Origin of the sequence: Streptosporangium sp. NBC_01639 (assembly GCF_045209755.1) — a bacterium.
GTDB lineage: Bacteria > Actinomycetota > Actinomycetes > Streptosporangiales > Streptosporangiaceae > Streptosporangium.
In genome coordinates, this window is sequence record NZ_CP109272.1 from 4,352,760 (window position 1) to 4,378,740 (window position 25,981).

The 25,981-nt window shown below is 66.3% G+C and carries 19 protein-coding genes and 1 pseudogene; 12 read left to right on the forward strand and 8 right to left on the reverse strand.

Annotation, left to right across the window (positions count from 1 at the left end; translation table 11 throughout):
• Positions 1–7 precede the first annotated feature (7 nt).
• From OHA77_RS19745 to OHA77_RS19760, 4 genes are all read left to right on the forward strand, one after another.
• Positions 8–3,490 carry a hypothetical protein gene (locus tag OHA77_RS19745; protein WP_406319533.1) on the forward strand — a complete coding sequence of 1,161 codons (3,483 nt, stop codon included), beginning with the start codon at positions 8–10 and terminating at the stop codon, positions 3,488–3,490.
• Positions 3,490–4,209, forward strand: a complete 720-nt coding sequence (locus OHA77_RS19750) for a hypothetical protein (RefSeq protein WP_406319535.1) — start codon at positions 3,490–3,492, stop codon at positions 4,207–4,209. Before OHA77_RS19745 ends, OHA77_RS19750 begins: the two co-directional genes overlap by 1 nt.
• A gap of 507 nt (positions 4,210–4,716) precedes the next feature.
• Positions 4,717–8,049, forward strand: coding sequence for an NB-ARC domain-containing protein (locus tag OHA77_RS19755; protein WP_406319537.1), 3,333 nt, complete (start codon positions 4,717–4,719; stop codon positions 8,047–8,049).
• A gap of 10 nt (positions 8,050–8,059) precedes the next feature.
• Positions 8,060–8,875, forward strand: a complete 816-nt coding sequence (locus tag OHA77_RS19760) for a hypothetical protein (protein ID WP_406319539.1) — start codon at positions 8,060–8,062, stop codon at positions 8,873–8,875.
• Here the strand turns inward: OHA77_RS19760 and OHA77_RS19765 are convergent.
• From OHA77_RS19765 to OHA77_RS19780, 4 genes are all read right to left on the reverse strand, one after another.
• Positions 8,859–10,292, reverse strand: coding sequence for a hypothetical protein (locus tag OHA77_RS19765; RefSeq protein ID WP_406319540.1), 1,434 nt, complete (start codon positions 10,290–10,292; stop codon positions 8,859–8,861). The two genes, OHA77_RS19760 and OHA77_RS19765, sit on opposite strands and share 17 nt — an antisense overlap.
• A 16-nt stretch (positions 10,293–10,308) precedes the next feature.
• Entirely contained in the window at positions 10,309–10,704 is a 396-nt protein-coding gene (locus OHA77_RS19770; RefSeq protein WP_326826807.1) for a hypothetical protein, read from the reverse strand.
• A gap of 302 nt (positions 10,705–11,006) precedes the next feature.
• Positions 11,007–11,447 (reverse strand): hypothetical protein, encoded by a 441-nt coding sequence (locus tag OHA77_RS19775; protein ID WP_406319542.1) that lies wholly within the window; start codon positions 11,445–11,447, stop codon positions 11,007–11,009.
• 288 nt (positions 11,448–11,735) lie between these two features.
• Positions 11,736–12,584: a phosphotransferase gene (locus OHA77_RS19780; RefSeq protein ID WP_406319543.1), complete on the reverse strand. Its 849-nt coding sequence runs from the start codon at positions 12,582–12,584 to the stop codon at positions 11,736–11,738.
• A 310-nt stretch (positions 12,585–12,894) separates the two neighbouring features.
• Between OHA77_RS19780 and OHA77_RS19785 the strand changes: the two genes are divergently transcribed.
• On the forward strand, positions 12,895–13,929 hold the full coding sequence (locus OHA77_RS19785; RefSeq protein ID WP_406319545.1) for a hypothetical protein: 1,035 nt from the start codon (positions 12,895–12,897) through the stop codon (positions 13,927–13,929).
• A 147-nt stretch (positions 13,930–14,076) separates the two neighbouring features.
• Here OHA77_RS19785 and OHA77_RS19790 read toward each other — a convergent pair whose 3' ends face one another.
• Positions 14,077–14,463: a hypothetical protein gene (locus OHA77_RS19790; protein WP_406319546.1), complete on the reverse strand. Its 387-nt coding sequence runs from the start codon at positions 14,461–14,463 to the stop codon at positions 14,077–14,079.
• Between the two features lie 132 nt (positions 14,464–14,595).
• Here OHA77_RS19790 and OHA77_RS19795 point away from each other — a divergent pair, with 132 nt between their 5' ends.
• The 7 genes from OHA77_RS19795 to OHA77_RS19825 all read left to right on the forward strand — a co-directional run bounded on the left by OHA77_RS19795 (position 14,596) and on the right by OHA77_RS19825 (position 19,406).
• Positions 14,596–14,769: a hypothetical protein gene (locus OHA77_RS19795; protein ID WP_406319548.1), complete on the forward strand. Its 174-nt coding sequence runs from the start codon at positions 14,596–14,598 to the stop codon at positions 14,767–14,769.
• Positions 14,770–14,795: 26 nt separating this feature from the next.
• Positions 14,796–15,152 (forward strand): hypothetical protein, encoded by a 357-nt coding sequence (locus tag OHA77_RS19800; RefSeq protein WP_406319550.1) that lies wholly within the window; start codon positions 14,796–14,798, stop codon positions 15,150–15,152.
• Between the two features lie 12 nt (positions 15,153–15,164).
• Positions 15,165–15,566 (forward strand): hypothetical protein, encoded by a 402-nt coding sequence (locus OHA77_RS19805; protein ID WP_406319551.1) that lies wholly within the window; start codon positions 15,165–15,167, stop codon positions 15,564–15,566.
• On the forward strand, positions 15,563–16,258 hold the full coding sequence (locus OHA77_RS19810) for a hypothetical protein (RefSeq protein WP_406319553.1): 696 nt from the start codon (positions 15,563–15,565) through the stop codon (positions 16,256–16,258). The genes OHA77_RS19805 and OHA77_RS19810 overlap by 4 nt, the downstream gene beginning before the upstream one ends.
• A gap of 488 nt (positions 16,259–16,746) precedes the next feature.
• Positions 16,747–17,796: a hypothetical protein gene (locus tag OHA77_RS19815; protein WP_406319555.1), complete on the forward strand. Its 1,050-nt coding sequence runs from the start codon at positions 16,747–16,749 to the stop codon at positions 17,794–17,796.
• A 509-nt stretch (positions 17,797–18,305) separates the two neighbouring features.
• Positions 18,306–18,737: a hypothetical protein gene (locus OHA77_RS19820; RefSeq protein ID WP_406319556.1), complete on the forward strand. Its 432-nt coding sequence runs from the start codon at positions 18,306–18,308 to the stop codon at positions 18,735–18,737.
• A gap of 51 nt (positions 18,738–18,788) precedes the next feature.
• Entirely contained in the window at positions 18,789–19,406 is a 618-nt protein-coding gene (locus tag OHA77_RS19825; RefSeq protein WP_406319557.1) for a signal protein, read from the forward strand.
• A 63-nt stretch (positions 19,407–19,469) separates the two neighbouring features.
• Here OHA77_RS19825 and OHA77_RS19830 read toward each other — a convergent pair.
• From OHA77_RS19830 to OHA77_RS19840, 3 genes and pseudogenes are all read right to left on the reverse strand, one after another.
• Positions 19,470–19,802: pseudogene (locus OHA77_RS19830) on the reverse strand (transposase); the annotation flags it as partial.
• A gap of 59 nt (positions 19,803–19,861) precedes the next feature.
• The gene (locus OHA77_RS19835) at positions 19,862–20,365 is read right to left on the reverse strand and encodes a hypothetical protein (RefSeq protein ID WP_406319559.1); all 504 of its coding nucleotides are present in this window, start codon (positions 20,363–20,365) and stop codon (positions 19,862–19,864) included.
• Between the two features lie 41 nt (positions 20,366–20,406).
• Entirely contained in the window at positions 20,407–25,161 is a 4,755-nt protein-coding gene (locus OHA77_RS19840; RefSeq protein WP_406319561.1) for a DEAD/DEAH box helicase, read from the reverse strand.
• Positions 25,162–25,981: the final 820 nt, after the last annotated feature.

The following is a 25,981-nucleotide window of genomic DNA, read 5'->3' on the forward strand; positions in this document are numbered from 1 at the left end:
GTCGCAGGTGGGTTTCGACGGGTGCGTGGTGCCGGAGCCGCTGCGACCGTACGTGGATTGGGTGACCGGGACGGCCTGGCCGGAGGGACAGGCACAGGGCTGCTTCCAGATGGCCGACGCGTGCGTGATCGCGGCGCACCGGGTGGTGGCCGGCACCCCGGCGGCGGATGCCGTCCTGGCGGAGCTGATCGGTGATCGGTGGGACGGCGCGGCCCAGGAGGCGTTCGTCCGGCACGTCCGGCAGAAGGTGGGCGGCCGACAGGCCGACCTTGTCAAGCAGCTGATCGACACGGCGATCGCGCTGAACGGCGTGGGCGTGGCGATCCAGTACGCCGAACGCATGATCACTCTGATCGTGCTGCTACTGCTGACGGTATTGCCCGTGGTGATCTGGCAGGCGCCGTGGTTGCTCAGGTCGGTCCTGCAGGTCACCCGGATGACGGTGCTGCAGATCGCGAAGAACACCGCGATCCTGATCGCGGTGTTCGCCGCCTTCGGTGCGGCGCTGGATCTCGGCGTGCAGTACTCCCAGGTGGCAGGGGGACGGCGGGACGGGATCGACTGGGACCAACTGGCGACCACCGTACGCGACGGCGCGATCAACGGGTTGCTGACCGGCCTGCTCGGCGGCCTGCTCGGCCGGCTGGCCACGCCGGCGCTGCGAGCGGGAGTGTTGCGGGCGGAGGCGGCGCTGGGGGAGAAGGTGCTGGCCCATCTCATGAGCACCCTGCCCGGGCGGGCGGTGCAGTACGGCATCACCGGGGCGGCGACCACCGCCGCCGGCCTGAAGTTGGACGGTCAGCCGTTGGACTGGGACCTGATCCTCAAGAGCGGGGTCGCCGCCGGTCTGGGCGCCGACGGCCAGCACCTGACCACTCCACACCTGACCACCCCGCACCTCCGTCCAGGGGACGCGACCCCACCCGCTGCCGGTCCCCACGCGATCGTTTCCGACCCGGCGTCCGGCCCTGCCCGGAGCACCGCGCCCGGCGACGCCTCTCCCGAAGCGGGACGTCACACTTTCTTGAGCGGTGGAGTGGACCGGCCTGCCCATTCGGCTGCGGATGGCCTGGGCGCCGTCCCGGCGCACGCGATACCGGGCGGTGACTCCCCCGGCCATGCGGCGGGTCCCGCCGGGCAGAGCGCCGGGACGGCGCCGTGGGCAGCGGAGCGCAGCCGACCCGCACCGGCGGGCGCCTCGCACAACCTGGCCCGCGTCCCGTTCGCCTTCGAGGGATTCTTCACCGACCCCCGGTGGGCGGCCGACGTCGAACGGTTCGAGCAGCGGCTGGGCGCCCACTACTTCAACGATCCACAGACCCTGGAGGCGGCCCGCACGGCGGTGCGGAGGATGCGGGACACCCTCACGGCGCTCACCTCACAGGCGCCGGACGAGAGCCCCGCCCACCTCGCACGACGGGTCGAGGAGGTGTTCTTCCGCGACGACGCCCCCTTCAGCGCCGGACAGGTCGGCACCCGCGTCACGCTCGACAAGCTGCTCGCGCACGGAAACCTGCGGGAACTCATGACGGCCTTCTACAACGCCGCCTACTTCAACGACGGCCATCCGCGGACCCTGACGAAGGTCGTTCTCGACGTTTTCGACCTGGACCACTGGGAGAAGGCGCGGGCCGCCGGCATGGACCTCGACCTGCTGGAACGCACGCGGCGGCAACTGGACGGCAGCGTCCACCGGGTGGTCCTCGGAAAGCTCGACACATGGCTGATGGGCACAGCGCGATTCGCCCGCGACCCGCTGCAGACCGGCAACGTCATCATGCTGTCCGAGCGGGGCGTGCGCGACCTCGCCGAAGTGATCCAGAGCCAGGCGTATCGGAAGCTCCGCAGCCCCGAAGAGCAGCAGCGGCTCGGGCTCATCACGACTCCGGCCTACTACGAGGGCCAGGGCACTCCTCTCGGCCGGTTCGAGCGGGCGTTCGCCGACTCGGGCACCGACGGACCCCTGCACCCGGGCGCTCCGCTGCCCTGGCGAGAGGGCCGGACCTTGCACGAGAACACCTCCGGCCGATGGGCCAGGCTGACCACCGACGCCGGTCACTCCGTGGTCGACGGTATCTCGGCGACGGCCACCCGGATGATGGTGGCGGCCGAGTTCCTCGGCATGGACCGGATCGCAAGAGAGCGCTTCCTCGGTGCGTTGCTGGGCTGGATGCTGCCGAGCCGGGACCACTCGCTGTTCGAGATCGTGCGGGGCGCACAGCTCGCCAACCTCGAACCCTTGGCGACCTGGCCGTCCGCCCGCGCCAGCGCCGTGGACCTGTACCGCGGTCTGCCGGGCATGGACCTGCACACGCTGCGCACCGAGATCCTGCCCGGCGGACTGTTCCCGCACGAGACCGGATACCTCCACCACGCCACCGATCCCGACGGGTTCGCCGAGACGCGGTTCCCGGTGGTGCGGGACATCGCCGGACGACTGGGAGAGCAGTTCGGCAGCGGGCTCGTCACCGATCCGGCGCTCGCCGACTGGCTGCGCCGCAACGGCGCCGACCCGCTGGACCCGGCCAGTGTGCGGGCGATGGGAGAACGGCTGTCGCCGGGACACATGATGGCGCTGACCGTGTACACCCGGCCCAGCCACGACCTGATCAACAACGTGACGCGGACGCGGCTGTGGACCGGCGGCATGTCCGAGGCGGCCGTACGGAAAGTCATGGATCTGAAGGTCGAGAGGCGGCTGGCCGGTTATCTCGGAGAGCTCGCCGAAGACGGTGGCAAGGGGCGGGCGCTCTCGTTCCTGCTGCGGCCGTTGCTGCACGAGGGCGACGGCCCGTTGACCCCCCGGTCACCGCTGAACCCGACGGCCCGGAAATGGGTCGACGCCGCCCATGCGATGGACCAGGCGAAACACGAAAGGGAGGAGCATCGGGCGGCGGGCCGCAGGGCGGAGGCGCGGCAGGCCGAGAACCGGATCCGGGAGGCCCGCAGCGCGCAGCGGGCCGCCTGGCGTGAGATCCGCGAACGCCTCGGCGACGTGATGCCGCGCCTGGCCGCCGAGATGCGCTGGCACGCCGACATGGCGCACGACGCCCTGATGCAGCTTCCCCCCGTCGGATCCCCCGACCGGCCCGTGCTCGCCTACCGGGGAGACTGGCTGACCCCGGTGCACTCGCCCATCTACGGGTCGAGGCTGTTCCCGCACGGGACGACACGCGAGTTCCTGAGCCTGAGCCTGAGCCTGGAAGTAGCCGTGAAGTACGTTTCGAAGAACCTGGTGGGAGACCGCGGAGTGCTGGTCGTCTGGCAGCTCGCCGGCGGCTACGGGCGGGACATCTCGATCTTCTCCACCCACCCCGAAGACAGAGAGGTCCTGCTGCCGCCCCATTCGCACGGCCGGCAGGTGCGCAACCCGGAGCTGGAGGCGCAGATCCGCGACTCACTGGCCCGGACCGCGGAGGACCTGGTCCGGCGGGGCGAGCTGGATAAGGTTCCGGACAGGTACGACATCCTCATCATGGAGGAGGAGTGATGGACGGCGACCTGGCCGCCGAGCCGCGTGAGCCCGACGACGCGGTCAGACGGATCTTCGAGGGCCTGCACCGGCTGCTGTTCCGGCTGGGCGGCCGTGTCCCCGACGAGTTCGTGTCCCACACCCGGTCCATGCTGGCCGAGGGCGACCTGGCCTACCTCCCGGACACGCTGTCGGGTGCGACGGCCGGCCTCGGCGTGTCGTTGACGACGGCCGACGCCGAGATCCTGCGTGCCACGCTCGGGGAGTTCGGAGCCGGGGAGGAGCCGGCCACGGTGCGGCGGATACCGATCTCCGAGGTCATCCCGGAGACGGATCATCTCTTCGTCCCGGCGTTGCCGGAGGCTCCGGCGTCCGCCGGGACACCCGTCCCGGCCGCTCCGGATCCGGAGGATGCCCGTGGCGGGCCGACCGACCTCACGGACGACCTCGTGGTCGACGCCCTGACCGAGCACGCCGGCGTCGTCGCGGTCTGGCGGGCCTGGCGGTTCGGACCGGGAGAGCCGCCGCAGGACGCGCGGCGGGTCTACCTCGCCGAGGTGGACCCGGGCACCCCGGCCTGGGACCTGGCCATGGACGCCCAGCGCGAGCTGGTCCAGATGGGGGAGAACGCTCCACAGGTCGAGGTGTACTGGAGCGGTGACGAGCTGCCGCCCTACCACCGGACGGCACGCGCCGCCGCCGCGCTGCTGTGGCGGCGGCCGGAGGACGCGTCGTAGACCCCGCCGATATCCACTCCGGCCGCACACACCCCCGCGGCCGGTAGGGAAGTCGCGGTATGAGCACGCGCAAGCGGGAAAGCCGATCGCCACTTCGGGATGACAACCAATCATATCCGGCATGCAATAGTGCCATAAAACCCTTATTTCGCCCACCTGATCAGGTAGCGGAAATTGTGCTCGTTTCAGCGAAAACAGCTCACGGCGCGATTTTCCTTCACGATCAACAGTGATCGGCGACTCCGCTGCTTCGCCCGTCTAGATCACTCGGATGACCTCCCGGAGATCGCCGGAACTCGTGATCATAAGCCACGGCTGATTCACTATTATCAGCGGCCCGCACTTCTCAGAAACGATGAGGATCACTAAGCTTAATTTCGCTGCATGAAACGTACCAAGGCCAGCAGTGGCCATCCGGCGTGTCCTCCGTACCGATGAATGATCAGGTTGCCGATGGCCATTGGCGAGCCGGTTCCTCCTTCCATTGACGCGCGTGAAGCGCAGGGCGTGCAGATAGGCGACGGCGGCGTTCAGGTCAACGTCTTCGCACCGCGCCCGGAGATCCTCCGGCCGTGGATGTCGCCGGCGCCGACCGGTCCCGTCATCGCCCGGCCGGATCTCTACACCGCCCTGTTCGCCGGCGTGACCAGGGACGACGCGGGACCGACGACGCTCACCACCGCGATCGAGGGTGCGGGCGGGTTCGGCAAGACCACGCTGGCCATGCTGCTCTGCCAGGACCCCCGGGTGTCCGAGCGCTTCACCGGGGGACTGCTCTGGGTCACGGTGGGCGAGCACAGCCACGGCGCGCGGCTGGCCGGGTTGATCAGCGGGTTATGCGAGATACTGTCGGGAGACGTCGTCAAGACCGCCGATCCCCAGGCGGCGGGCGGACGGCTCGGCGAGCTCCTGGACGCCCGCGGCCCGATCCTCCTCGTGGTCGACGATGTGTGGCGGCCGGAGCAGCTCGCGCCGTTCATGATCGGCGGCCGGTCCTGCCGGCGCCTCATCACCACCCGCAACGCGGGCGTCGCACCTCGGAGGGGGGTTTCGGTCCTCGTGGACGAGATGACGACCGAACAGGCGATCACCACGCTGACCGACGGGGTGGGCGAGGTGCCCCGCGACCTGCTCGCCCGGCTCGTCGCCGTTACCGGCCGATGGCCACTGCTGCTGAGCCTCGTGAACGCCGCGCTCACCGACCAGCTCGCCGCGGGGGCGACCGTACGGCAGGCGGCGCAGTGGGTGCTGCGGCGGCTGGAGGCCGGCGGCCCTGCCGCGTTCGACACGGACCTGGGCGACGAGGACGGCCGGAGCCACGCGGTCAGGGCGACAGTGGATGCCAGCCTTGCCCTGCTCGCGCCAGACGAACAGGACCGCTACCTCGACCTGGCGGTCGTTCCCGAGGACACCTCTATCCCGGCGGAACTGCTGTCCCGCCTGTGGCATACCACCGGCGGCCTGATGGCGTCCGAGGCCGAGAGGCTCCGCGCGCGGCTCGTCCGGCTGCGACTCGTCCTGCCGGGCTGGGAGAACGACGCTCCCGCGGTACGGCTGCACGACATCCTGGGCTCCTACCTCCGGCACCGGCTGACGGACGAGGAGCTCGCCTTCCGGCACGAGTTGATGGTCCGGTCGGCCGCCGAGTTGCTGCCGCCGACGCCGGAATCCGCGTCGCCCTGGTGGGCGCTTCCTCCGGACGCCCCGTACCTCTGGCACCATCTGCCCCACCATCTGGCGCGCTCCGGGCGAGAGGAGGAGCGCGAAGCCCTGGTGTGCGATCTCCGGTGGGTGGCGGCGAAGATCGCGAACCTCGGGTCATCGGTGCCTGTCGAGGTGGATCTGGTGGAGGTGCCCACCGGTATCGCCCAGTCCCTGCGGCGCGCGCTCGGCTCCATGGCCGAGCTGCTCACGCCGGGCGACCCGCCGACGGCCCTGGACGCCACGCTCTACTGTTATCTCAGCGGTGTTCCGGCACTGGAGCCCGTGGTGGACGCCTACCGCCACCAGCTGTCCTCTCCTCAACTGGTGCCTGCCTGGCCGCTGCCGGACCAACCGGGCCTGGTGATCCTCCGTACCCTCACCGGTCACCGGAACGGGGTGAGCCACTGCGCGTTCTCTCCGGACGGCGCGCTCGTCGCGACCGCGAGCCACGACCGGACGGCTCGCGTGTGGGACACGGTGACGGGCAGAACCGTCAAGATCCTGACCGGCCACACGGGTGCGGTGTCGGCGTGCGCGTTCTCACCCGACGGCACCCTCCTGGCCACCACCGGCCACGACCTGACCGCCCGCATCTGGGACATCGCAACCGGCCAAGAACAAGAAACCCTCACCGGCCACTCCGAATCGGTCACCTCCTGCGCCTTCTCACCCGACGGCACCCTCCTCGCCACCACAAGCCACGACCGGACGACACGCGTGTGGGACACGGTGACGGGCAGAACCGTCACAACCCTCACCGGCCACACGGCCCCGGTGCTGGCATGCGCCTTCTCACCCGACGGCACCCTCCTGGCCACCACCGGCCACGACCTGACCGCCCGCATCTGGGACATCGCAACCGGCCAAGAACAAGAAACCCTCACCGGCCACTCCGAATCGGTCACCTCCTGCGCCTTCTCACCCGACGGCACCCTCCTCGCCACCACAAGCCACGACCGGACGACACGCGTGTGGGACACGGTGACGGGCAGAACCGTCACAACCCTCACCGGCCACACGGCCCCGGTGCTGGCATGCGCCTTCTCACCCGACGGCACCCTCCTGGCCACCACCGGCCACGACCTGACCGCCCGCATCTGGGACATCGCAACCGGCCAAGAACAAGAAACCCTCACCGGCCACTCCGAATCGGTCACCTCCTGCGCCTTCTCACCCGACGGCACCCTCCTCGCCACCGCGAGCCACGACTGGAAGCTCCAGTTCTGGCAGACCGGGGCCGGCTCCCAGCAGTCGAAGCATGCGCTGAGATGGCAGTACACCAGCGCGTTCGCACCGGACGGCACGGTCGTCGCCACCGCGGGGCACGACAGGACCGTACGGCTCTGGGACGTTCTCACCGGTGACCTGCGGCAGATGTTCGAGGGCCATACCGACACCGTCAGCGGGTGCGCGTTCTCACCGGACGGCACCCTCCTCGCCACCGCCGGCCACGACCACACGATCCGCCTCTGGGACACCGTCACCGGCACGGCCCGCACCGTCCTGACCGGGCACACCGAAGCGGTCGCCGACTGCGCCTTCTCGCCCGACGGCACCGTCCTCGCCTCGGCCTCCCACGACGACACGGTTCGGCTCTGGGACACGGCCACCGGACAACCGCTGCGAACCCTCACCGGCCATACCGGGGCGGTCTCTGCCTGTGTCTTCTCACCCGACGGCGCACTCCTCGCCTCGGCCTCCCACGACCACACCATCCGTCTCTGGGAGGTCGGCACCGGCACGACGCGAACCGTCCTCAGGGGTCACACCAACCTTGTCAGCAGCTGCGCCTTCTCGCCCGACGGCGCCCTCCTCGCCTCGGCCGGCCATGACCGGACCGGCAAGATCTGGGACGTCGCCTCCGGCCGGCTGCGCCAGACCCTGGCACGGCATACCAGCGGGGTCACGGACTGCGTCTTCATGCCCGACGGCACCCTCGTCACCACCGACATCGGCGAGCGCCGGCTCAGGCTGTGGCGTCCGGGCAGCGAGAAACCCTGGTGCGGGCTGCGCGTCGTCACCCCGCTGCTGCACCTCGCCTGGCATCCCGACCAGCCGCTCCTGTGCACGGTGGGCGAGGCCGGTGTCTACCTGTTCCGCTATCTGCCGCACGGCGTCAGGGACGCCACGACCTGACGGAGAGGCCATGTTCGACTCCGGCCCGCATGTGAGCTGCTACCGAGCCTTCTCCGCTGTCGACGGCTCTTTCGTGGGCGTCCGCTGCGTCAAGTTCGCCAACTTCGTGCACTGCCCCGACCTGGAAGGCGTCGCTTTCGTCTGGTACGCGGAGGGAGTCGAACCGGCAGGCCCCTACCGCCATTTCGGCGAGGCGTTCCTCACCGCGTCCAACGACGACCCCCGCGCCATGGACTCCCGCACCCTGGACTCCCGCGCCCTGATCGCGCATGCGGCGGGCATCGCCGGCAACAGCGAACGGGACGAACCGTTCCTGCGGCTGCGGTTCGATGTCCCGTCGTCTCCGCCCGAGGTGCCGAGGCGGCTGGTCGTCACCGGTGACCGGCAGGAGGAGTGGACACTGGTGCCCGACGGCGTCGTCCACGACTACCGGCCGCTGCCGCGGCACATCGAACGGACCGGCCCCCACCTGAACGAGTTCACGGTGCGCAAACGCGACGGCACGCCGGGGTTCGGTGTGCGGAGCATGCTGAGCAGCGGCAGTTGGCTGGGGGCAGGCCGCTGGCTCGACCTGACCTATCTGCACCTCGGAACCTACATCGGTGCGCGGACCGGGCCGGTACGGTTCAGTGCGTCGGACATCGCCGCCGGAAACTGGTTCTGCGGTCTCGTCCCTTGGGGGGAGATCACGGTACGGGAGGACGCGGAGGAGGGGTCGTCCGTACGCCAGGTGACCGGGGCCTGGTCCGAGGCGTGGCAGCTGCGGCATGCCGCAACCGGATGGCGTCCAGACCCCCGGATAGCGGGACTCACCATGCCCCGCTGACCACGGCCGCCGCCGCAGCGCCGAGGAGCGCGGCACCGGTGACGTCGAGCAGGTAGGCGGACAGCCAGACATGCTTGGCGATCTCGTAGTAGCCGTCGCCGACCACGGCAAGCGCGGCGACCCCCACGGCGCCGGCCGCGCTGACTCCGGCGACGCGGATCAGCACATGGACGAGGTCGCTCCGAGGCCGGCCCGCGAGTGATGCCGACCCGATGGCGATCCCCAACGCGGCGAGCAGCGACGGGTGCCACGGGGCAGGCAGGCCGTCCAGCCAGGCACGCAGAGCGTCACCATCGTGGCCCATCGACCCGGTGGGGGTGACCTTCTTGGGTATGTCCGCACCGGCGGGGAGCGGATCGTCGCGCAGGTAGTCGATGCCCCGGCCCTGGGTGGCCTGCATGGCGACGCCGACCGCGCGGGCCAGCGCCGCCGGATGCCGGGCGAGATACCGGTAGGCGGCGTTACGAGCGCCGCCGGGGTCGTCACCGATGACGGCCCGCCAGCCGGGGATGGCATCGGGGTCCAGCGGAACGCCCTCTGCGTCGGAGCTGCCGTGACCGGAGTACGCGGCGGCTTCCGGCGGCAGACCGACGGCGACGGTCGCACCAGGGCCCAGTTCGGGGAGCAGCATCGTGAATATCAGGTTGTGCGTGTTGACCCCGTGGTAGGCCCGGGACTGCCAGCGCTGCGCCGTCACGACCGGTCTGACGGCGGCTCCCAGGATCGCCGAGGCGACCGCGTAACCGGCGATCCGTCCACTTTCCGCGCACACCACCGCGGCGAGCGGCAGCAGCGGCCCGTAAGCGTTCTTGGTGGTGGCGGCCAGCAGGCCGCCTCCGCCCGTCAGAGCCAGCCCCACCACCCGCTCGACGCGCTGACCGGGCCGGTTAGCGGCCAGGATCGCGGTTCCGGACAGCAGGGCGGCGACGGCCAGCAGCCCGGCCGGTTCGGAGTAGGTGGAGATGAAGAACCGGGCGAAGTCACGGTCGGCCAGGGGCAGCAGGATCGGGAGCAGGACCAGGGGCCGGGCCGGTCCGTCAGCGGACAGGGCCCAGGCGGCGGCCCCGGCCACCGCGCCGGTAAGCAGGGCGTAGGTCCCGCCGAGCCGGGTCAGCGACCAGTGTTCCGGGTGGCCGCGCACGGCGGCCCGGAGGATCTTCAGTGCCGCCGACGGAATGGGATCGAAACTGGGCACGCCGCGGGTGAAATGGACGACGACCCCGTTCTTCCAGTCCGAGCGCCGGTCGGCCGTGTCGGGAATGAGCCCCGCACCGCGGTAAAGCCTGATCCCGTCGGTGTTGTCGGCCGCGCCGATCGGCCGACCGGAGAGAAGACCCGTGACACGGAGGATCACGCAGACGCATCCCCCGGCGGCGGCCAGCGAGACGGCGACACGTACGGCCCCTCGAACGCGCATGGCCCGGCGACCGGGATCAGGCGGAGGGCGGGGCGGCGTTGAAGGCGTTGTGCTGGGTGCCGTGATCGCCGATCTGCACACCCTGGGCGCCTCGGGCGTCTACCTGGTATTTGCCCGCCTCGGTGCCTTCGGCATCCAGCATCTCCATCAGCCGCTGCGCCGCCTGCACCAGGTCGGCGTCGCCACCGGCCGCTACGCGCTCCAGCTCCGCCGTCAACGCCGGACGCCAGGCCTCCGGATTGTCCTGGAGCCTCTCCAGGGCCGTCTCACCCGCCGCCTGTCCGTTGAAGCGACGCAGCACCAACGCCTTCAGGCCTGTGTACGCGTCGGTCACCACGTTCGTCATCGTGCCTTGAGCGCCCGCTACCGCGCCCGCCGTCAGCGCTGCCACGATCAGCGATACAGGATCCACCGCGTCAGCATCTCAGGCCGTACCTGCCCCGGCAAGGGCCGTTCGGTCGCCTACTTCGAGCTTCCGGTGACAACGGCCTCGGTGCCTCCTCAGCTCCCGGAGCCGGGCTCACCACGACGGTCGGCGCCCGGTCGACTTCTGTCAGGGCACCACCGAAGGGTGCGCCCACCTCGACGTCTGCCAGCCGGCGGGTTGCGCGGCCGTGGAAGATCTCACTCCGCCGAACGACACCCCTCAGGAGATTTTCTGTACGCAGATTGAAGCAGGGAGCCGCGCTCGCACCGCCGATGCCCGGATCGCCGTCAGCGACGGCGGCCGCGCGCTGGAAGAGGTAGTCCGGGAGCACGACGAGGACCGCCGTGAGGACGGTCATCCCTGAGCTCGCCAAGGCCGCGCACATCCCCCTCCGGTACGCCGGTAACCAGCGCCAGAGCCGCGAACACGCCGGTCAGCACCGCGACCACGAGACGGGTACGCCGCGCACGCTCGATCGCGAGCGGATACAGGCACCAGGCCGCGGCCAGCATCGGATCCTGGCAGATCCCCAGGACACTGCCCAGGAAAGTGGCGGCCCCGGCAGTCATCGTCGCTGCGAACGGCAGCCGCCGCCGGAAGATCATCGCTCCGGCGGTCACTGCCGCCAGCACCGATCCCGCCACCATCCGCGGCCACGAAGCGGCGCCAACCGTGGGCAATACCCAGAACATCCCGACGACGGCGACCGCCGCGATGACATCCGCCAACGGCCGTACCATTTCCTGTGCCCGAGTTCGCACGCCAGCACCGTAGGCGAAACGGCAGGAAACGGCTACGTCCTTCCGTGGCCGCCGCGCGATGCGAGGCCTCGGCATTCATGCCCTGCTCTGCAACGCCAGACGCGATTCGCCGGCCCGGGCCAGGGCTGCTTCTGCTCGGCCATGAGGACCGGCCGGTTCCAGGGCAGGCCCCTTCGGGTGAAATCGACGTCACCGCGTTTCGGAACCGCCTGTCCGAGGCCGGTGAGACCGTCGTTGCTCCCGTCGCGAAGGAGCCTATGGGGCGGTCAACGCCGTTTCGATCGCCGCCCCGTTCCGCTCCAACCACGCCTCCCGCCGCTTGATCTGATCGCCGATGCCTTCCTGCCACATCCGCGCCCAACCGCCGCCCTGCTCCTCGGCGATCTGCTTCATCGAGAACCATGCCCGCCTTGACCGCAGGACGGCCACCTCGACGAGCCGGGAACGGTCCGTGTCCGGCATCTCGTAGGCGTCGGCGAGGATCCGGCAGCGGCGCGGCACGTCGACGTCCTGCAGCAGCGGCGCGGCGTCGACGGGGTCACCCAGCGGGGCCCAGTGAAGCATCGCGTTGTACACCTCATCGACCCTGGAGGCCGGCTTGGCCAGGTCGAAGTCGATGAGCGCGGCGGCCTTGCCGTCCTGGAACACGATGTTGTCGGGTGTGAAGTCCATGTGCCCGACCAGTTCGGCCGGATAGGGTGGCGCGGGCGGCATGTCTGGCTGCTCGACGAGTCCGGAGGCGGGCCGCACACCCGCGGGGAGGACGAAACCGGCGACCGCGTCGTCGTAGGCCCGGACGAGGCGGCCGACCGAGGCCAGCCGCGCCTCGTCGGCAATCCACGCAGGCCTCGGCCGTCCGGCGACCTCGCCGGTGATGAACGTCAGCACCTCACGTCCGGCCGCGTCAATGCCGAGAAATCGCGGAGCACCCGCGAATCCGACCGCCTCCAGGTGGCGGAGCAAGGCATGGACGAGCGGAGCGTTGAAGCCGACCGGACGCCGCACTGTGTTGCCGACGCGCACGACACCCTCGGTGACGTCACCGCCGATCAGCGCGATCTCGGGTTCGGATTCAGCAGGTTCGACGTAGGTGACGGAGCTCATTGCGGTTCCCCTCTTCAATCCGTCCAAGTGTTAGACCGTACTGCGGCGCATGGGCATGATCGAGTGGTTTCCTTGGCCATCTGCCAGGATTTCCGATGGCGGCCGGCCAGGAACCGCATGACCATCGGCTCGGACTCATATGGCCGCCGACCACGCCTTCGCGTCCGATGTTCTCATCGCCGCTTGACGCCTTAACACTATCGGGGGTCTCATCCGGCGAAGCTTCGACCGGTGTCCTGCTTCGGCTGATGCCTGACAGGGCCACTCTTGTTGATCTTGTCGAGATTCTCACCTTCCAGGACGATGGGGCATGCTCGACTACCGGTTCAGAGTGACCAAGTACGATCCGCGGCTCAGAAACGAGAGCGGGGCCTTCATCGGGGACGACTGGACTTGCATCAGTGAGATCGGTCAGGTCTTCGATGGCCAGGTGCTCACGCGTGAGCGATACGAGCAGGTGGAGGCGGCTTACCTGAAGGCGGTGGAGCTGTTCGCCCAGGAGTCGGGGATCACCGAGTTGGCTGTGCGTACTCCCCTGTTCGGTCGCGACTTCGCCCCCGGGCCTCTGCTACCGGGCTACGGTCCGGCGACCTCCGGCCTGTTGGCGGAGGAGTTCTATGACGGTCGGCAGGTATCGCTCGCGGCGGGGCTGGAGCTGGTGCGGGCGATGTTGCGCGAGGACGGTGTGTGGTGCCGGCTGGAGGCGGAAGGCCGTTTCAGCGCCGAGGTCGGCTGGGACTACTACCTCTACGTCAACAGTCACCAACCCTGCTCTCAGGCGGTGGACCAGGGGCATCGGCTGGGGCTCTTCGTGGAGGAGGACTTCATCTCTCCCTATGACCTGGATCTGGAGGATCCGACGCCGTATCGGTCGGCGGATGAGCGGTTCTGGGCGGAGGTGGAGCTCTTGGCGGCCCAGACAGGTGGGGAGCTACCTCTGCTGGAGATGTGGGCTTACAACACCTGGCGCTGGCACCTGGTGACCCTCGGAACCGGAATCGCCCGGGTCCGCGCCGCGCTCAAACCTCGCGCCCTGGTCACTGCCTTCATCGGCGCCCCCCTGGAGGTGAGCGACAGTGGCATGGGCGAGATCGCAGAACAGGCTCGGCTCCTGCTCGATGCGGACTCCTCGGTCGTCGGCGTGATGTGCCTGATCGAGGACAGGGACACGGGGCGGCTCCGCCACGATTACCTACTGGACGACGATGACCTGTCGGCCTGGTTGGATGCGGCCCGCAAGGCCGATCGCTGCGGGGTGTATCCAGTCGACGCGGTCGACCAGCTCGGAGCGCTCGTCGCGGTCCTGCCGGATGAGGACGGGATCGTTCGGGCTCGATGGGAATGACGCTGGCCCAAGCCGCCACGCAGGAGATGCTTACACGGCTGGGTGACAACTATTCGGCGACCGCTGGACGCAATCGCCCACGCGGACCGACCGACGAAGGCCCTCCAGGATGCTCCTGAGAGGCCTTTCGTGGTGAGTCTCGCGGACTCACCACTCGGGAAGCTCATGCGCGTCGGGATAGAGCACGATGATCTTCTTCAACAGCTCGGAGTTGCCCGTCCGCACATCCCAGTGGCCGCTGTCGAACGCTCGGATCCTCACCTCCGGCACCGGCTGACTGTCGGCGTAGCCCATGAGCTCTCCATCGATGAGCTGACAGTCCCCGCTGAACAGGTCGATGAGATGATTCGTGGTCACCAGTGAGTTCGCCGCGGCCTCGGTGATCGCCCCGGTCTCCGGAGAAACAAGCCAGTCGATGATCAATTGCCAGCGATAGCCCTCGATCAAGGCACCAAGGGAAGCAAGGACCTCCGCCAGGCCGACATAGTGACCTCCTCGCCAAGCTGCGAACGAGAGGATGCGGATCTCGGTCACACGGTTCACTCTCCTCTGCGGATGCCTCTCATGCGGAGTGAACCCCAAGACACTCGATCGGTAGCGGCCGTCAGATCCCGTTGCGTTTACGCCAGCTGTTGGTGTTGCCCGGCGAGTGGTTAAGGTAGCGCCGTGATCACCAAGCCGCCCGGATGGCCGTTGCTCACGGCGTTCTCGCTCACGGCGCTCGTGTGCCTGTGGTGGGCCAGCGCACCGTACCTGTACGTCGAACTATTCCTCTGGGCGTTCTTCGTGGGCGGCTCGGTCTGCCTACTGGGGATCATACGGGCATCGCAGCGCTTGTAGCTGACGTCGACGCGGTGTCCGCGCACTTGCTCCGCTGGTTGATGCCGTGGATCATTGTCGGCTGCACCTTCTTGGCGATCACCGCCGACGTCCCGTTCCGGGTACGGTTCGCGTTGTCGCAGGCCGCTCTGGCCGACCACGCCCAGGCCGTGGCTCGAAGTGGCACCTCCTCGCACGAATGCCGGCAGGTGGGTCTCTATCCGGTCTGCTGGTCAGAGGCGACGCCTGGCGGCGGTGCTCGATTCAGCATCGATGACTGGCTGGTAAGCACATCGGCAGGTTTCGTGTGGAGCCCGGCGGGCCAGATGCCCGAGGACGACATGGATCAGCTCGATCCGATCTCCGGGCCCTGGTACGCATGGTCGGGCTGGGACGAGTGGTGATCAGCCAGCCTCATGACCGCCCCGAAGGTCTGGCACGTCTGCCCCACCTGCAGCGACCCTGATTACCCGCACCCCGGCCAGTGCGTCCGGTGCTTGATCAACCAGCGCCTCAATGAGGTGCTGGGCCCTCCATCCGACTCGTTCCATCCCGGGCTCGAAGCCCTCCGGCGGACAGCCGGGACAGCCGATCAGCACCGCGCAGCTGACGCAGCGACTGAACCCGCTCGGGATCCGGCCAACCAGGTTCGCAGCACCGCGCTCTTCCAACTCGCCACCGAGATCCCCGCTGCGATCCTCGCCCGGACCATGGGTATCCACACCGACGTCGCCTGGCAACATCTGTCCGCAGGCGACCGGGCCGACTACGCCGCCGAAATCAGCCGCCGCACCTCAACATGGGAGGACGCCAGATGACCAGCCATAACCCCCTTGCGGACAGCGAAGTCTGGGATCCCTTCGGTACGTTGCACCGCGCATTGTGGATCGGCGGTGGCCAATGGGCCGGAAAGTCGACCGTGGCCCGGCTCCTGGCCGTCCAATACCGCATCACCGTCTACCACTACGACTACCACGACGCCCGCGGTCACAACGATCGCCGGATCGCCCGTCGCGTCGACCTCGGCGAGCCCGCCACCGAGCCCGACCCGGACAAGCTGTGGGTCCACACCACCCCGGAAGAGATGGCCACCGCGACCCTGGCCGGTTTCCCGGACCGGTTCGAGTGGGCCCTGGACGACCTGCGCGCGCTCGTCTCAGGTCACCCGATCATCGCCGAAGGCTGGGGACTCCGCCCCGAACTCGTCGCACCCATCATCGACTCACCGCGCCGGATGGTCGTCATGGTGCCCACGCCAGAGTTCCGCCGACACCAGTTCCAAGAACTACCGCGCGCCGCCTCGCTCGGGCACCGCGTCAGCGATCCGGCCCGCGCACAGGCCAACCGCCTCACCCGGGATCGCCTCGTCGCGGAGGACGCCATCCGCACCGCCCACCAGCTCGGCATCCATGTGATCGAAGTCGACGGTTCCCGCGATGCCGCCGCGATCGCGGGGATCGTCGCCGACCATTTCAGCCCCTACCTCCCAGAGCAAGATCGCAAGTTTTGATCAACAGAGGCATCCAGAAGATTCCGATACCCGACGTCATCATTACTTCTGATGAAGGGCGACAAGCGTGCGGCGACGGAGGCGATCTCCGGAACTCTGCTGGGCGGACCTGTGCCTTTGGCTCCCAGGCCGGCTCCCACAGACACCGAAGAGGCCGGTTGAGCACTACAACGAAGTAGGTCCCTGACGGCGTAATGCCTGCTCATGGGCCTTCCTGCATCTGTGCGGCCGGAGGTACTCGAAACCCCGATCTTCTGATCCGTAGGCAAGGGCAAATGCCTCGTCAACGGCGTCTCGCCCTGCTCAGATGGTGGTTGCGGGTCGGTGGAGGGTAATCCTGTAAGGCGGTGTTGCTGTATCGGCTGCTGTACGGCACTCCTCATCCCTCGTGAGATGCGGCGTGGTCTTTCGCTGAATCGGCGTCGAGCGACTCTCTCAAGATTGGCTCTGAGCCAAGATGATCCAAGCACCGTGACGTGGGAGGGCTCATGATCGTGTTCACGTGTGCGGGCTGTGATGCCTCGCTGACCTTACCCGTGTCGCAGGTCGCGCTCCCCGCTCACGCCCATCAGAAGTACGGCCACGCACTACTTCCCGTGCTCATGGAGCCTGGGACCTACGCGGTGAACCCGGAACCCTCCGGCCCGCCGTGGCGGCGGTGGGAGGAGATCGGCGCGGATGAGGCAGAAGCCCGCGGTGTGTACGCGCCGACCTATGCCCTGTCGTACGGGCCGCCGGGAGCGGTCGCGGTCGCGCTGGGTGACGTCCGCGGGACCGTGCTGATTCCGGAGCGGTGCGACGGCCTCTGCTGTGGTCTGGACAGCAGAAACGGCCCCAACCTGGCGTGCGCGCAGTGCGGGCATGCCGTGGCCACCCTCATCGACGACTGCTCGTACTGGCAGGTGGTGTGGCTGGACCCGCGCGCCGTACGTCCCCTCGACGTCGATGCGCCCGCCCGCCGAGCGCTCAGCTGGGAGGAACTGCGGGAGCAGCCGGAGAGACCGCCGGTTGATCCGATCGGGGCGTGGAGCCCGGTGTGGGAGGCAGCGGTCTCGGTGGCGCTGGCACACCTGCTGGCCGCGTCGGGCGGTGCACGGGTCGTGGTTCCCAATGGTCCTGTCGCCGATGCGTTCCGTCCGGCGCTCGATGCCCTGCTCCCGACCGAGCCGCCGACGAAGAGCCTGGCCCGGGCCGGGCCGGGCCTGCCCGCCACCGTCACGGACATCGCTTTGGTTCCGCGGCACCCGCAGACTGGGGAGACATGGTCGTCCAGCACGGAGGCAGCGGTGCCACTGGCTGCCGATGTGTGGATGTATATGGCCTTCAGCCGCAATCGGCGGCTTCGCCCCGCGTCGGGCGGGCTACCCGACGGCGTCTATCGCGATGACCCTCCACCGCCGCTGCCGTTCGGCCCGTTCCGGCTCGACCGGGAAATGTTCCTCCACGCGCTGGCACGACTTCCGGAGGTTCGTCAACCATGGCTGCGTATGGTTTACGACGCCGTGGAAGATCGCCGATCCAACCTCCCGTTCTGGTAGTAGGAAGCCGCGCTCCTGGCCGACGTCCCGGTCCACGTCGTCGCCGTTCGGCTCGGCCATGCTGATCCGTCCATCACGCTGCGGGTCTACGCCCTGTGATCTGGGCGGCGGCGGAAGCCTCTGCAGCTGATGTCTTCGTGGATGCCATCGGTGAATAGGAGAGACGCCCTGGTAGCAAGGGTGCCAGCAAGAGGCCCGAACGATCAAGAAACCAAGAAGGCCCCTGACGGCGTAACGCCTGTTCAGGGGCCTTCTTGCTGCTGTGCGGCCGGAGGTACTCGAAACCCCAACCTTCTGATCCGTAGCCAGTTCGAAATCGTCCAGGGGCGTCTACCGGCGTCAGAAAGACCTGCTCAGAAGCGCCTCACGCTTGATCGTCTTCTGTGGGTGTCCACTCGCGTCCAGGAACGGTGTTAGCACTTCCGTTAGCAAGATCACGCACAGTGCAGAGGCATTGTCGTACCCGATCGCTACTCTCCCGCGCATGACAGTCCCCGAGATCATCCCCATTGAGTACGAGCCCGATTACCGCACCGGCACCATCGGGCACTGGGAGGGCGGCCAGTTTCTCGGCTCCATCGTCGCCGCCTTCCCCGAAGGGTTACACGATCACCGACGACTGGCCCGCGCACAAGCGCTGGTACGCCGTCCTGCACACCTTCGACGCCGCCGGCCACCACCTCGACTCCCGCATCGAGCGCACCGGAACCGACGACAATCACCGAACGGCCGTCGACGCGGCGCAAGAGCAACGGAAGCAGTGGCTCGACACCCTCCCCGGCCTCCATTTCGGCGACATCGCCATCCGCCCCTTCCAGCACGTCGTCGACGGAGTGCTGTTCGGCCTCGTCATCGAGACCTTCGAAGGCACCGAACACGCTGAGCTCTACCCGGACACCATCGGTTTCTACGAACCATGGGACGGCTCATACGACACCTGACCACCTGATCCGTACGGAAGGGTAGATGCTCTTCGGGTCTATGATTCCCGGATGTCTCCTAAATCCGCTATACCGCTTCTGCTGGCCGTTGGTCTCCTCGCCAGCTGTGGGGTAGCTCAAGAGAGCAGTGCGGACAGAATTACCTCTCCGAAACCGGTCGCCTCGTCGGCAGAGACGATCCAGGGACGCTGGTGGACCTGGGCGGCCTCGGAAGGCGAGAGCACGAACCCCGTGACGGACACGACCGGGGAGTTCTGCGACCGGAACCAGCCAGAGGATGTATGGTTCCTCGCCGGAACCTTCGGCGATAGCTTGCAGCGGACATGCAGGGTTCCCGCGGGGCGACCAATTGTTTTCCCACTGGTGAATCAGGTCGGTTCCGAGGCGTCGTGCAAGGAGTTCATGGCCATCGCGGAAGGCAGAGCCGCCCTCGACGGTAAGCTGGTCACGCCTGAACAGATAGAAGACGACAACGTTGCTGTGACCGGCGTGGCGGGCAACCCTCTGACAGGCGAGGAGGGAACGGCCACATCCTACGCTTGCGGCATCTGGGCGCGGCTCCAGCCGCTGCAGCCCGGCCGTCACATACTGACCATTCGCGGATCCTCTGGCGACTTCCACATAGGCGTTGATTACACACTCGTCGTCGAGACCGAGCAGCAAGCATGAGTACCGGTCACGTCCAGCGGAGTGGTGTATGAATTGATCTCCGCGTGATCCTGTTTCTGCAGGCTAAGCGGTAAGCATCTGCGGAATTGGTTTCTGTCGCGGTGTGTCTCCTGCGATAACACGCATCCGGGTCTTAGCCAGCACGTCCAGACCCATGTAGCGGCAGGTCTCGGTCCACTCGTCGGTCTGCTCGGCCAAAACCGCACCGACAATATGGATGATTGAGGTGCGATTGAGGAAGATTCCAGCCACATCGGTGCGGTGGCGGATCTCCTTGTTCAGCCGCTCTTGGGGATTGTTCGGACAGATCTGCCGCCAGACCTCCCGCGGGAAGTCCGCGAAGGCCAGCAGCTCACCGCGGGCGGCCTCCAGGTGCTCACACGCCGCTGGATACTTGCTCTGTAGCGCCTCGATCACCCACGCGCGCTGGGTGCGCGCCTGCTCGGCGGCGGGCTTTACCCACCCTCAATTTGTTTTGTTTTACCCACATTGGCCGCGGCGTCAGTCTTAAGTGCATCAACAAGGCGAATGACATCATCGATGGCCCGAACTTGATCAATATCTATCTCTACATCTTCGCCATTAATCTTGGCTTTGATGTGGATATTCGGTCGATTCAGCTTGGCGTACTGCACTAGATATCTAAGGACCACTCCTAAGGATGCGCATCCACCGCCTAGAAGCGCCCAGATTCCTACAGCTTCTGGTGCCGCACCCGTGCTGTCAGGCGGTAGTTCTACAGCATCGTAGATGGTCCGCGTCTCGCGCACGCCTTCGGTTTCCTCGAATAGGCGAGAAACTTCGCTGAGTATATCCCACTTCAACGGGAGGCCGTCGACTTCGATTGATACCTCGACATCTCCTAAAATCGTCGAATTGATCGTAATGTCGAGATTTGATTCAGAGCTACTAGTCACCATTTCTCCTAAGTGGGCTAATTTAAGAAGCTCAATGGGCACATGCAGGGGGCAATCGCCGCTGCTACAACCAGGGTGGTCGGCTACTCCAAGATTTCCAGTGGTGGGAGCTGATCCACGATCTTCATCGTCTCCAGGCTGACCGTCACGATCCGCTTGAGGAGGTCGATGATGTAGCGCGGATCGTCGGACCAGTCGTTGGGGTCGTTGGTGATGCAGGAGTCCTTGTCGACTTTCACCTGGTACCGGTCAATGATCCACTCGACGGCGGAGCGGGCGCCAAGCTGGTAGCGGTATGCCTCTTCCGGGATGTTGGTGAGAGTGACCCGGTTGTTGTAGACGATGGTCGAGCGGTCCGACTCCCCCTTCACCCTGGGGATCTTCATCTTCGCCACGTAGTACAGCTCGCGGGGCGAGGTGCCAGTTGCGTTACCGGAGACCTTCTCCACGATGCCCTTGTACGGCTCGGCCTGCTCGTAGTGAATATGCAGGTCGGCGAGCCTCTGGCCGGCCTCGGCATAGCCATGGAAGTCGCTCACCTTGGGGATTCGAGGAAGGGACTTCTTGAGGTCTGCGGCAAAGCGGGCGCGGTAGTCGGGAGAGTGGAGCAGGCCGTACGTGTAGTAGAAGATGTCGTTCTTGGTGATCGCGGAGTCGGCGTACACCTTGCGATAGGTGGCGAGGGCGGCATCTGTGATGTTGTCGACCTTCTCGTAGCCGCCCTCTTCTTCGGAGGCGGTGAAGAGGTCGTCGCCCTTACCGAGCTCACGGTAGGTGTAGCGGGCGAAGTGGGGGCCAACGCTCATGGTCCCGACCGCATGTAGGTCAGGGATGGCGTCAGTCATCAGGACGGAGAACGGTTCGTCAGAGCCCGTTCCGGTAATGTAGAAGCCGAAGTTCTCGTGCTCCGGCGTGGGGAATACCTGGGGCACCTGTGACACTGTTGCATTGACCTGACGGTCCATGTAGAGGTGCTGCCTAGTGAACGGCCGGTAAGCAGCCGAAGCAACTCGCTCATTGTTGAATGTGTAACGCTTCCCCCTCGCGATAGCTCCCTCGTCAGCGCGATTCCAACTGATCCTCTTCGGATCGAAAGCGATGTACCCCTTCACATCGGAAGGTTTGGGCGAGGTAATCTTCTCTACCTGGCAATATTCAGAAAACCCTTGGACCTGGGAGTTGTAGAAGTCGATCATTGACTTCATATTCTCCTTGAGTTTCACTTCGGAGAAATTGTACGACCAAGTATCTCGTCCAGTCACGACGCCGTTCGTGTGAAGCCGAAAAATGGGCTCCATACGTCGAACCTTGTCTTTCTCTCCAAGCGCCTGAAACGTGGCGAACCGCTCGTCTCGCTGGTTGATCCAGTCCCCGTCTGTGTTCGGCTTGATCTGCTGCCAGTCCACCGTGTCTAGGCGCTGCGAGCCGACGATGCGGAGCTTGTCTTCACGGCTGAGGGAGTTCCCGATATCCCGGTAGTACAGCGTGCACCCCGCGCCCATATCGGAGCCTTTGCCGCCCTTGACGAGGATCAGGATAGCGACGGTGTTTCGGCTGCCTGAGTCGAAGATCTTGCCGCCTTCCTTGCGGGACTGCTCGCCAGCGGCGCGTTGGTTGCCCCGCAAGTTGTAGCAGTAGATCGCGTCAAACTCGTCGACCAGGGACTTGCGCAGCCCGTTGAAAGTGTTGCCATCGATATAGCCGCCGTTGGAAACGTACGCGACGACTCCCTCGTTCTTGATTCGGTCGGAAGCCCAGCGAATGGCCCGAACATAGGAGTCGTACAAATTCCGCTTCAGCGTTGCCGTCGACTGCGCGGCGTATGTGCTGGCGATGCGCTCGTCCAGCTCTTCATACTTGAGGTTCTGGTTGTCGTCGTTCTGGCTATCCTGCCCCACCGAGTACGGCGGATTGCCGACGACGACCGTGATGTCCTGTGTCTTCTGCTTCTTCGCGCGCTCGCTATTGCCCTCCAGGACCTCCATCCCATCGAACGTGGCGGCGCCCTCGGCGAGCTGGAAGGTGTCGGTGAGGACGATGCCCTCGAAGGGCCGGTACTCGCCACCGACGAGGTCGTGGAAGGCGGCCTCGATGTTGATGGCGGCGATGTAATACGCGAGGAGCACGATCTCGTTGGCGTGCAGCTCGCTCGCGTACTTGCGCAACAGATCTTCGGGCCTGATCAGGCCGGACTGAAGGAGGCGGACCGGGAAGGTGCCGGTACCGACGAAGGGGTCGATGATCCGAACGCCTTCGTCGGACAAAGAGCGCCCGAAATGCTTGGCCAAGGCCTGCTCGGTGGAGTGGATGATGAAGTCGACGACCTCGACGGGAGTGTAGACGATGCCGAGCGCCTTGACGGTCTTCTTCAGAGCGGTCTTGAAGAACTTGTCGTACAGCTCGATGATGACGCGCTGCCGGCCCTCGGCGTTGTCGATGCCCTCGGCGCGGACTCTCACCGAGGCATAGAAGCCCTCCAGGGACTTGGTCTCGGCGTCCATGCCCTGGTCGTCGAGGATGTCGAGCATCCGCTGCATGGCCTTGGAGACGGGGTTGTGCTCGGCGAAGCCGTAGTTCTTGAACAGGGCGTCGAAGACGGGCTTGGTGACGATGTGCTGGGCGAGCATGTCAATGGCCTCGGCCTCGCCGACACCGGGGTTGATGTTCGAGCGCAGTTCGCCGACGAACTCCTCGAAGGCGGCCTTCTTCTCGGGGATCGCCAGAGCGGCCTTAATGCGGGTGACGTGGCGGTTGGCGATCTGGGCAATGTCCTCGGCCCATTTCTCCCAGTAGTGGCGCTCGCCAACCTTGTTGACGATGCGGGCGTAGATAGCATCCCGCCAGTCGCTGATGGAGAACAGCGCGTCCTGGATGTGCTGAGCGCTCTGGGCTGCCTTGTCCTTGGCGGCCTCGTCGCTCTCGGCGGTGCCGGAGCCGTCCGCACCCCCGACCGACTCGTCGGTAGGGCCGATACGGCCAATGCCGATCTTGTTATCGGGCTTGTTCTTGTTCAGGTCGATCTGGTTGACGGTCGCGTTGAAGCGATCGTCGTGGGCGCGCAGGGCCTGGAGGACCTCCCAGACCGTCTTGAAGCGCTTGTTGTCAACCAGAGCCTTCTCCGGCGACATCCCGGCGGGGATGGCGACGGGCAGGATGATGTAGCCGTACTTCTTGCCAGGTGTCAGACGCATCACCCGGCCGACGGACTGGACGACGTCGACCACGGAGTTGCGGGGGTGCAGGAAGAGCACGGCGTCCAGGTTCGGGACGTCGACGCCTTCGGACAGGCACCGGACGTTGGACAGGATCCGGGCCGTGGCCGGGCCGGGGTCTTGCTTCAGCCAGTCCAGCTTCGTGTTGCGTGTCAGGGCGTTGAACGTACCGTCGACGTGGTCGACCTCGCAGCGAAGTACGTCATCGTCCGCACCGTCGTAGGCGTCAACGATGTCGTTGAACCGCTCTGCGATCTGCTTGGAGTCGGCGATGGAGCGGGCGAAGGCCACCGCGCGTTTCATCGGCTCCTCGCCCTCAGCAAATCCGGAACCGTCAGCGAAGGTTCCGGTGCGTTTGGCCATCGCGTTCCAGCAGCCGATAATTTTCGCCGCGTCATCGAGGGCCAGTTCGGACCCTTCGCCGGAAAAGCCCTCCTGGAGGGTCTTGGCGACTACGCCCTCGTCGATCGTGAGGATCAGGACCTTGTAGTCGGTGAGCAATCCCTGTTCCACCGCCTTGCCGAAGCCCAGGCGGTGGAACTCCGGCCCGTAGAGGGCCTCGTCGTCCATGGACGCGAGCACCGCGGAGCCGTCTTCGGCCTGGGACTTGCTGCTGTCGTCGTACAGGCGCGGGGTGGCGGTCATATACAGGCGCCTGGCGGCCTTCACGTATTGCTGGTCGTGGACCTTGACGAAGTTCGACTCGCTCTGGCCGGCCAGGGTGACACCGGTGGTGCGGTGGGCCTCGTCGCAGATGACCAGGTCGAACTCGGGAAGACCCTTGCGCTGGGCCTCGGCGACCACCGGCAACGATTGGTAGGTGGAGAAGACGACCGTGATCTTCCCCTTCGGGCCTCCACCGGTGATCTGGGTATACAGCTTGGCGGTGTCGGTCGTGGCGGGGAAGACGAGGTCGTACGGGGAGATGTCCTCGTTATCGCTCCGATTGCCCACCTTGGTGTCCGAGCACACGGCGAACGGCCGCAACGGCACCTTGGCCTCTGCGGTCCACTCTTTCAGCGTCTGGGAGAGCAGGGAGATGGACGGGACCAGCACGAGAACGCTGCCGCCCGTTGGGACAAGGTCCTCGGCGATGCGGAGCGAGGTCAGTGTCTTGCCCGTGCCGCACGCCATGATGAGCTTGCCCCTGGCGTGAGACAGGAAGCCTTCGCGCACCATGGTCAGCGCGAGTTTTTGGTGGAGGCGCAGGTCTTTCTTGTCCTTGCGCTTCATCACCTCGGGGGCGTCAAGGCTGAACTGCGACCAGTCGACGCTCGACTCATCCAGATCCTGCACCCGCAGGCGTGTTACGGGGATTTGTTGGCCTCTTAGGGCATCTTCCGCATGCTTGGTCCATTTATCCGTTGTGGACACGATAAGGCGTGAAGAGAAGCCACTCTTGCCGGATGCGGTGAAAAACGAATCAATGTCGCTTTTCTGGAGAGAATGGCTGGGGTCGTAAAATTTGCACTGTATGGCGGCCAGGTCGCCCGTCTCGCGCTCCTGGGCGACGAGATCAATGCCCGTGTCGGGCTTTCCGGCCCGTCCGGGCCAGTCGTTCCAGAGCCAGACCTGACCGAACCGGCTGGACCACGAGGGGTCCGTACGCAGGTAGGCCGCGATCAATCGCTCGAACTTATCCCCCTTGTCCCACCAGCTGGTCGAGGAGATATTTAGCTCTTCAAGAACTTCTTGAATACTTGTCGCCAACGTCTGATTCCTGCCCTTGCGCGCCCGGCTCTTGCCGGATAAAGACGCCACAAAACACGCGGAGGTTGACCATAAAGTAAGGAAATAATTGTCCTCTTACGGACAAGAAAAATTATTGACAACGAGCACAGGTTTGATTATATACACACTAAAATACAACATAGATCATAAATGGATTAAAAGGGGACATTCATTGAGCGGGGATGCTGCGGGCCTGGATCGCCCGAAGGATCGCCGCTAACCCGATGGCCGACCGATGATCTGCGCTGGGCATCCGCGCTCTCGGCGAAGGTAATCCAGGCGGAATCGACTTGCCGACCTCGTGCTTTTCAGGTTCGACAATCTCCCTTGCTCATCTACCGGGAACTGAGATAGAGAGTATCGATGCTGCCTGACGTGCAGCTGTGGCGGATATTGCCGTCAGCCGCCCTCACTTGCCCGGTGGCAAGGCCTGAGGAACGAAGGCCGCAGCAGCCGATCGCCCAACCGGCTACGGCCATCGCCGAAGTGGGCGATCGTCACGGCCGCTACCGCAACGACGCTGACAAAAAGCTTCTTGGTCTCTCGTGGTCTGCCGTCTGGTGATCTTAAGCGCGTGGGTGGTGCTGGCCGCGACCGGCCGAAGAGCCGCAGCGCGGCCAGCGACCGCCCGCAGCGCGGCGGGTCGCCGCAGGAGGATCGCCTTTGAATGAGCTTCCCCCCGTAGCACGGCCACCTCACCTGAGTTGACCCTGTG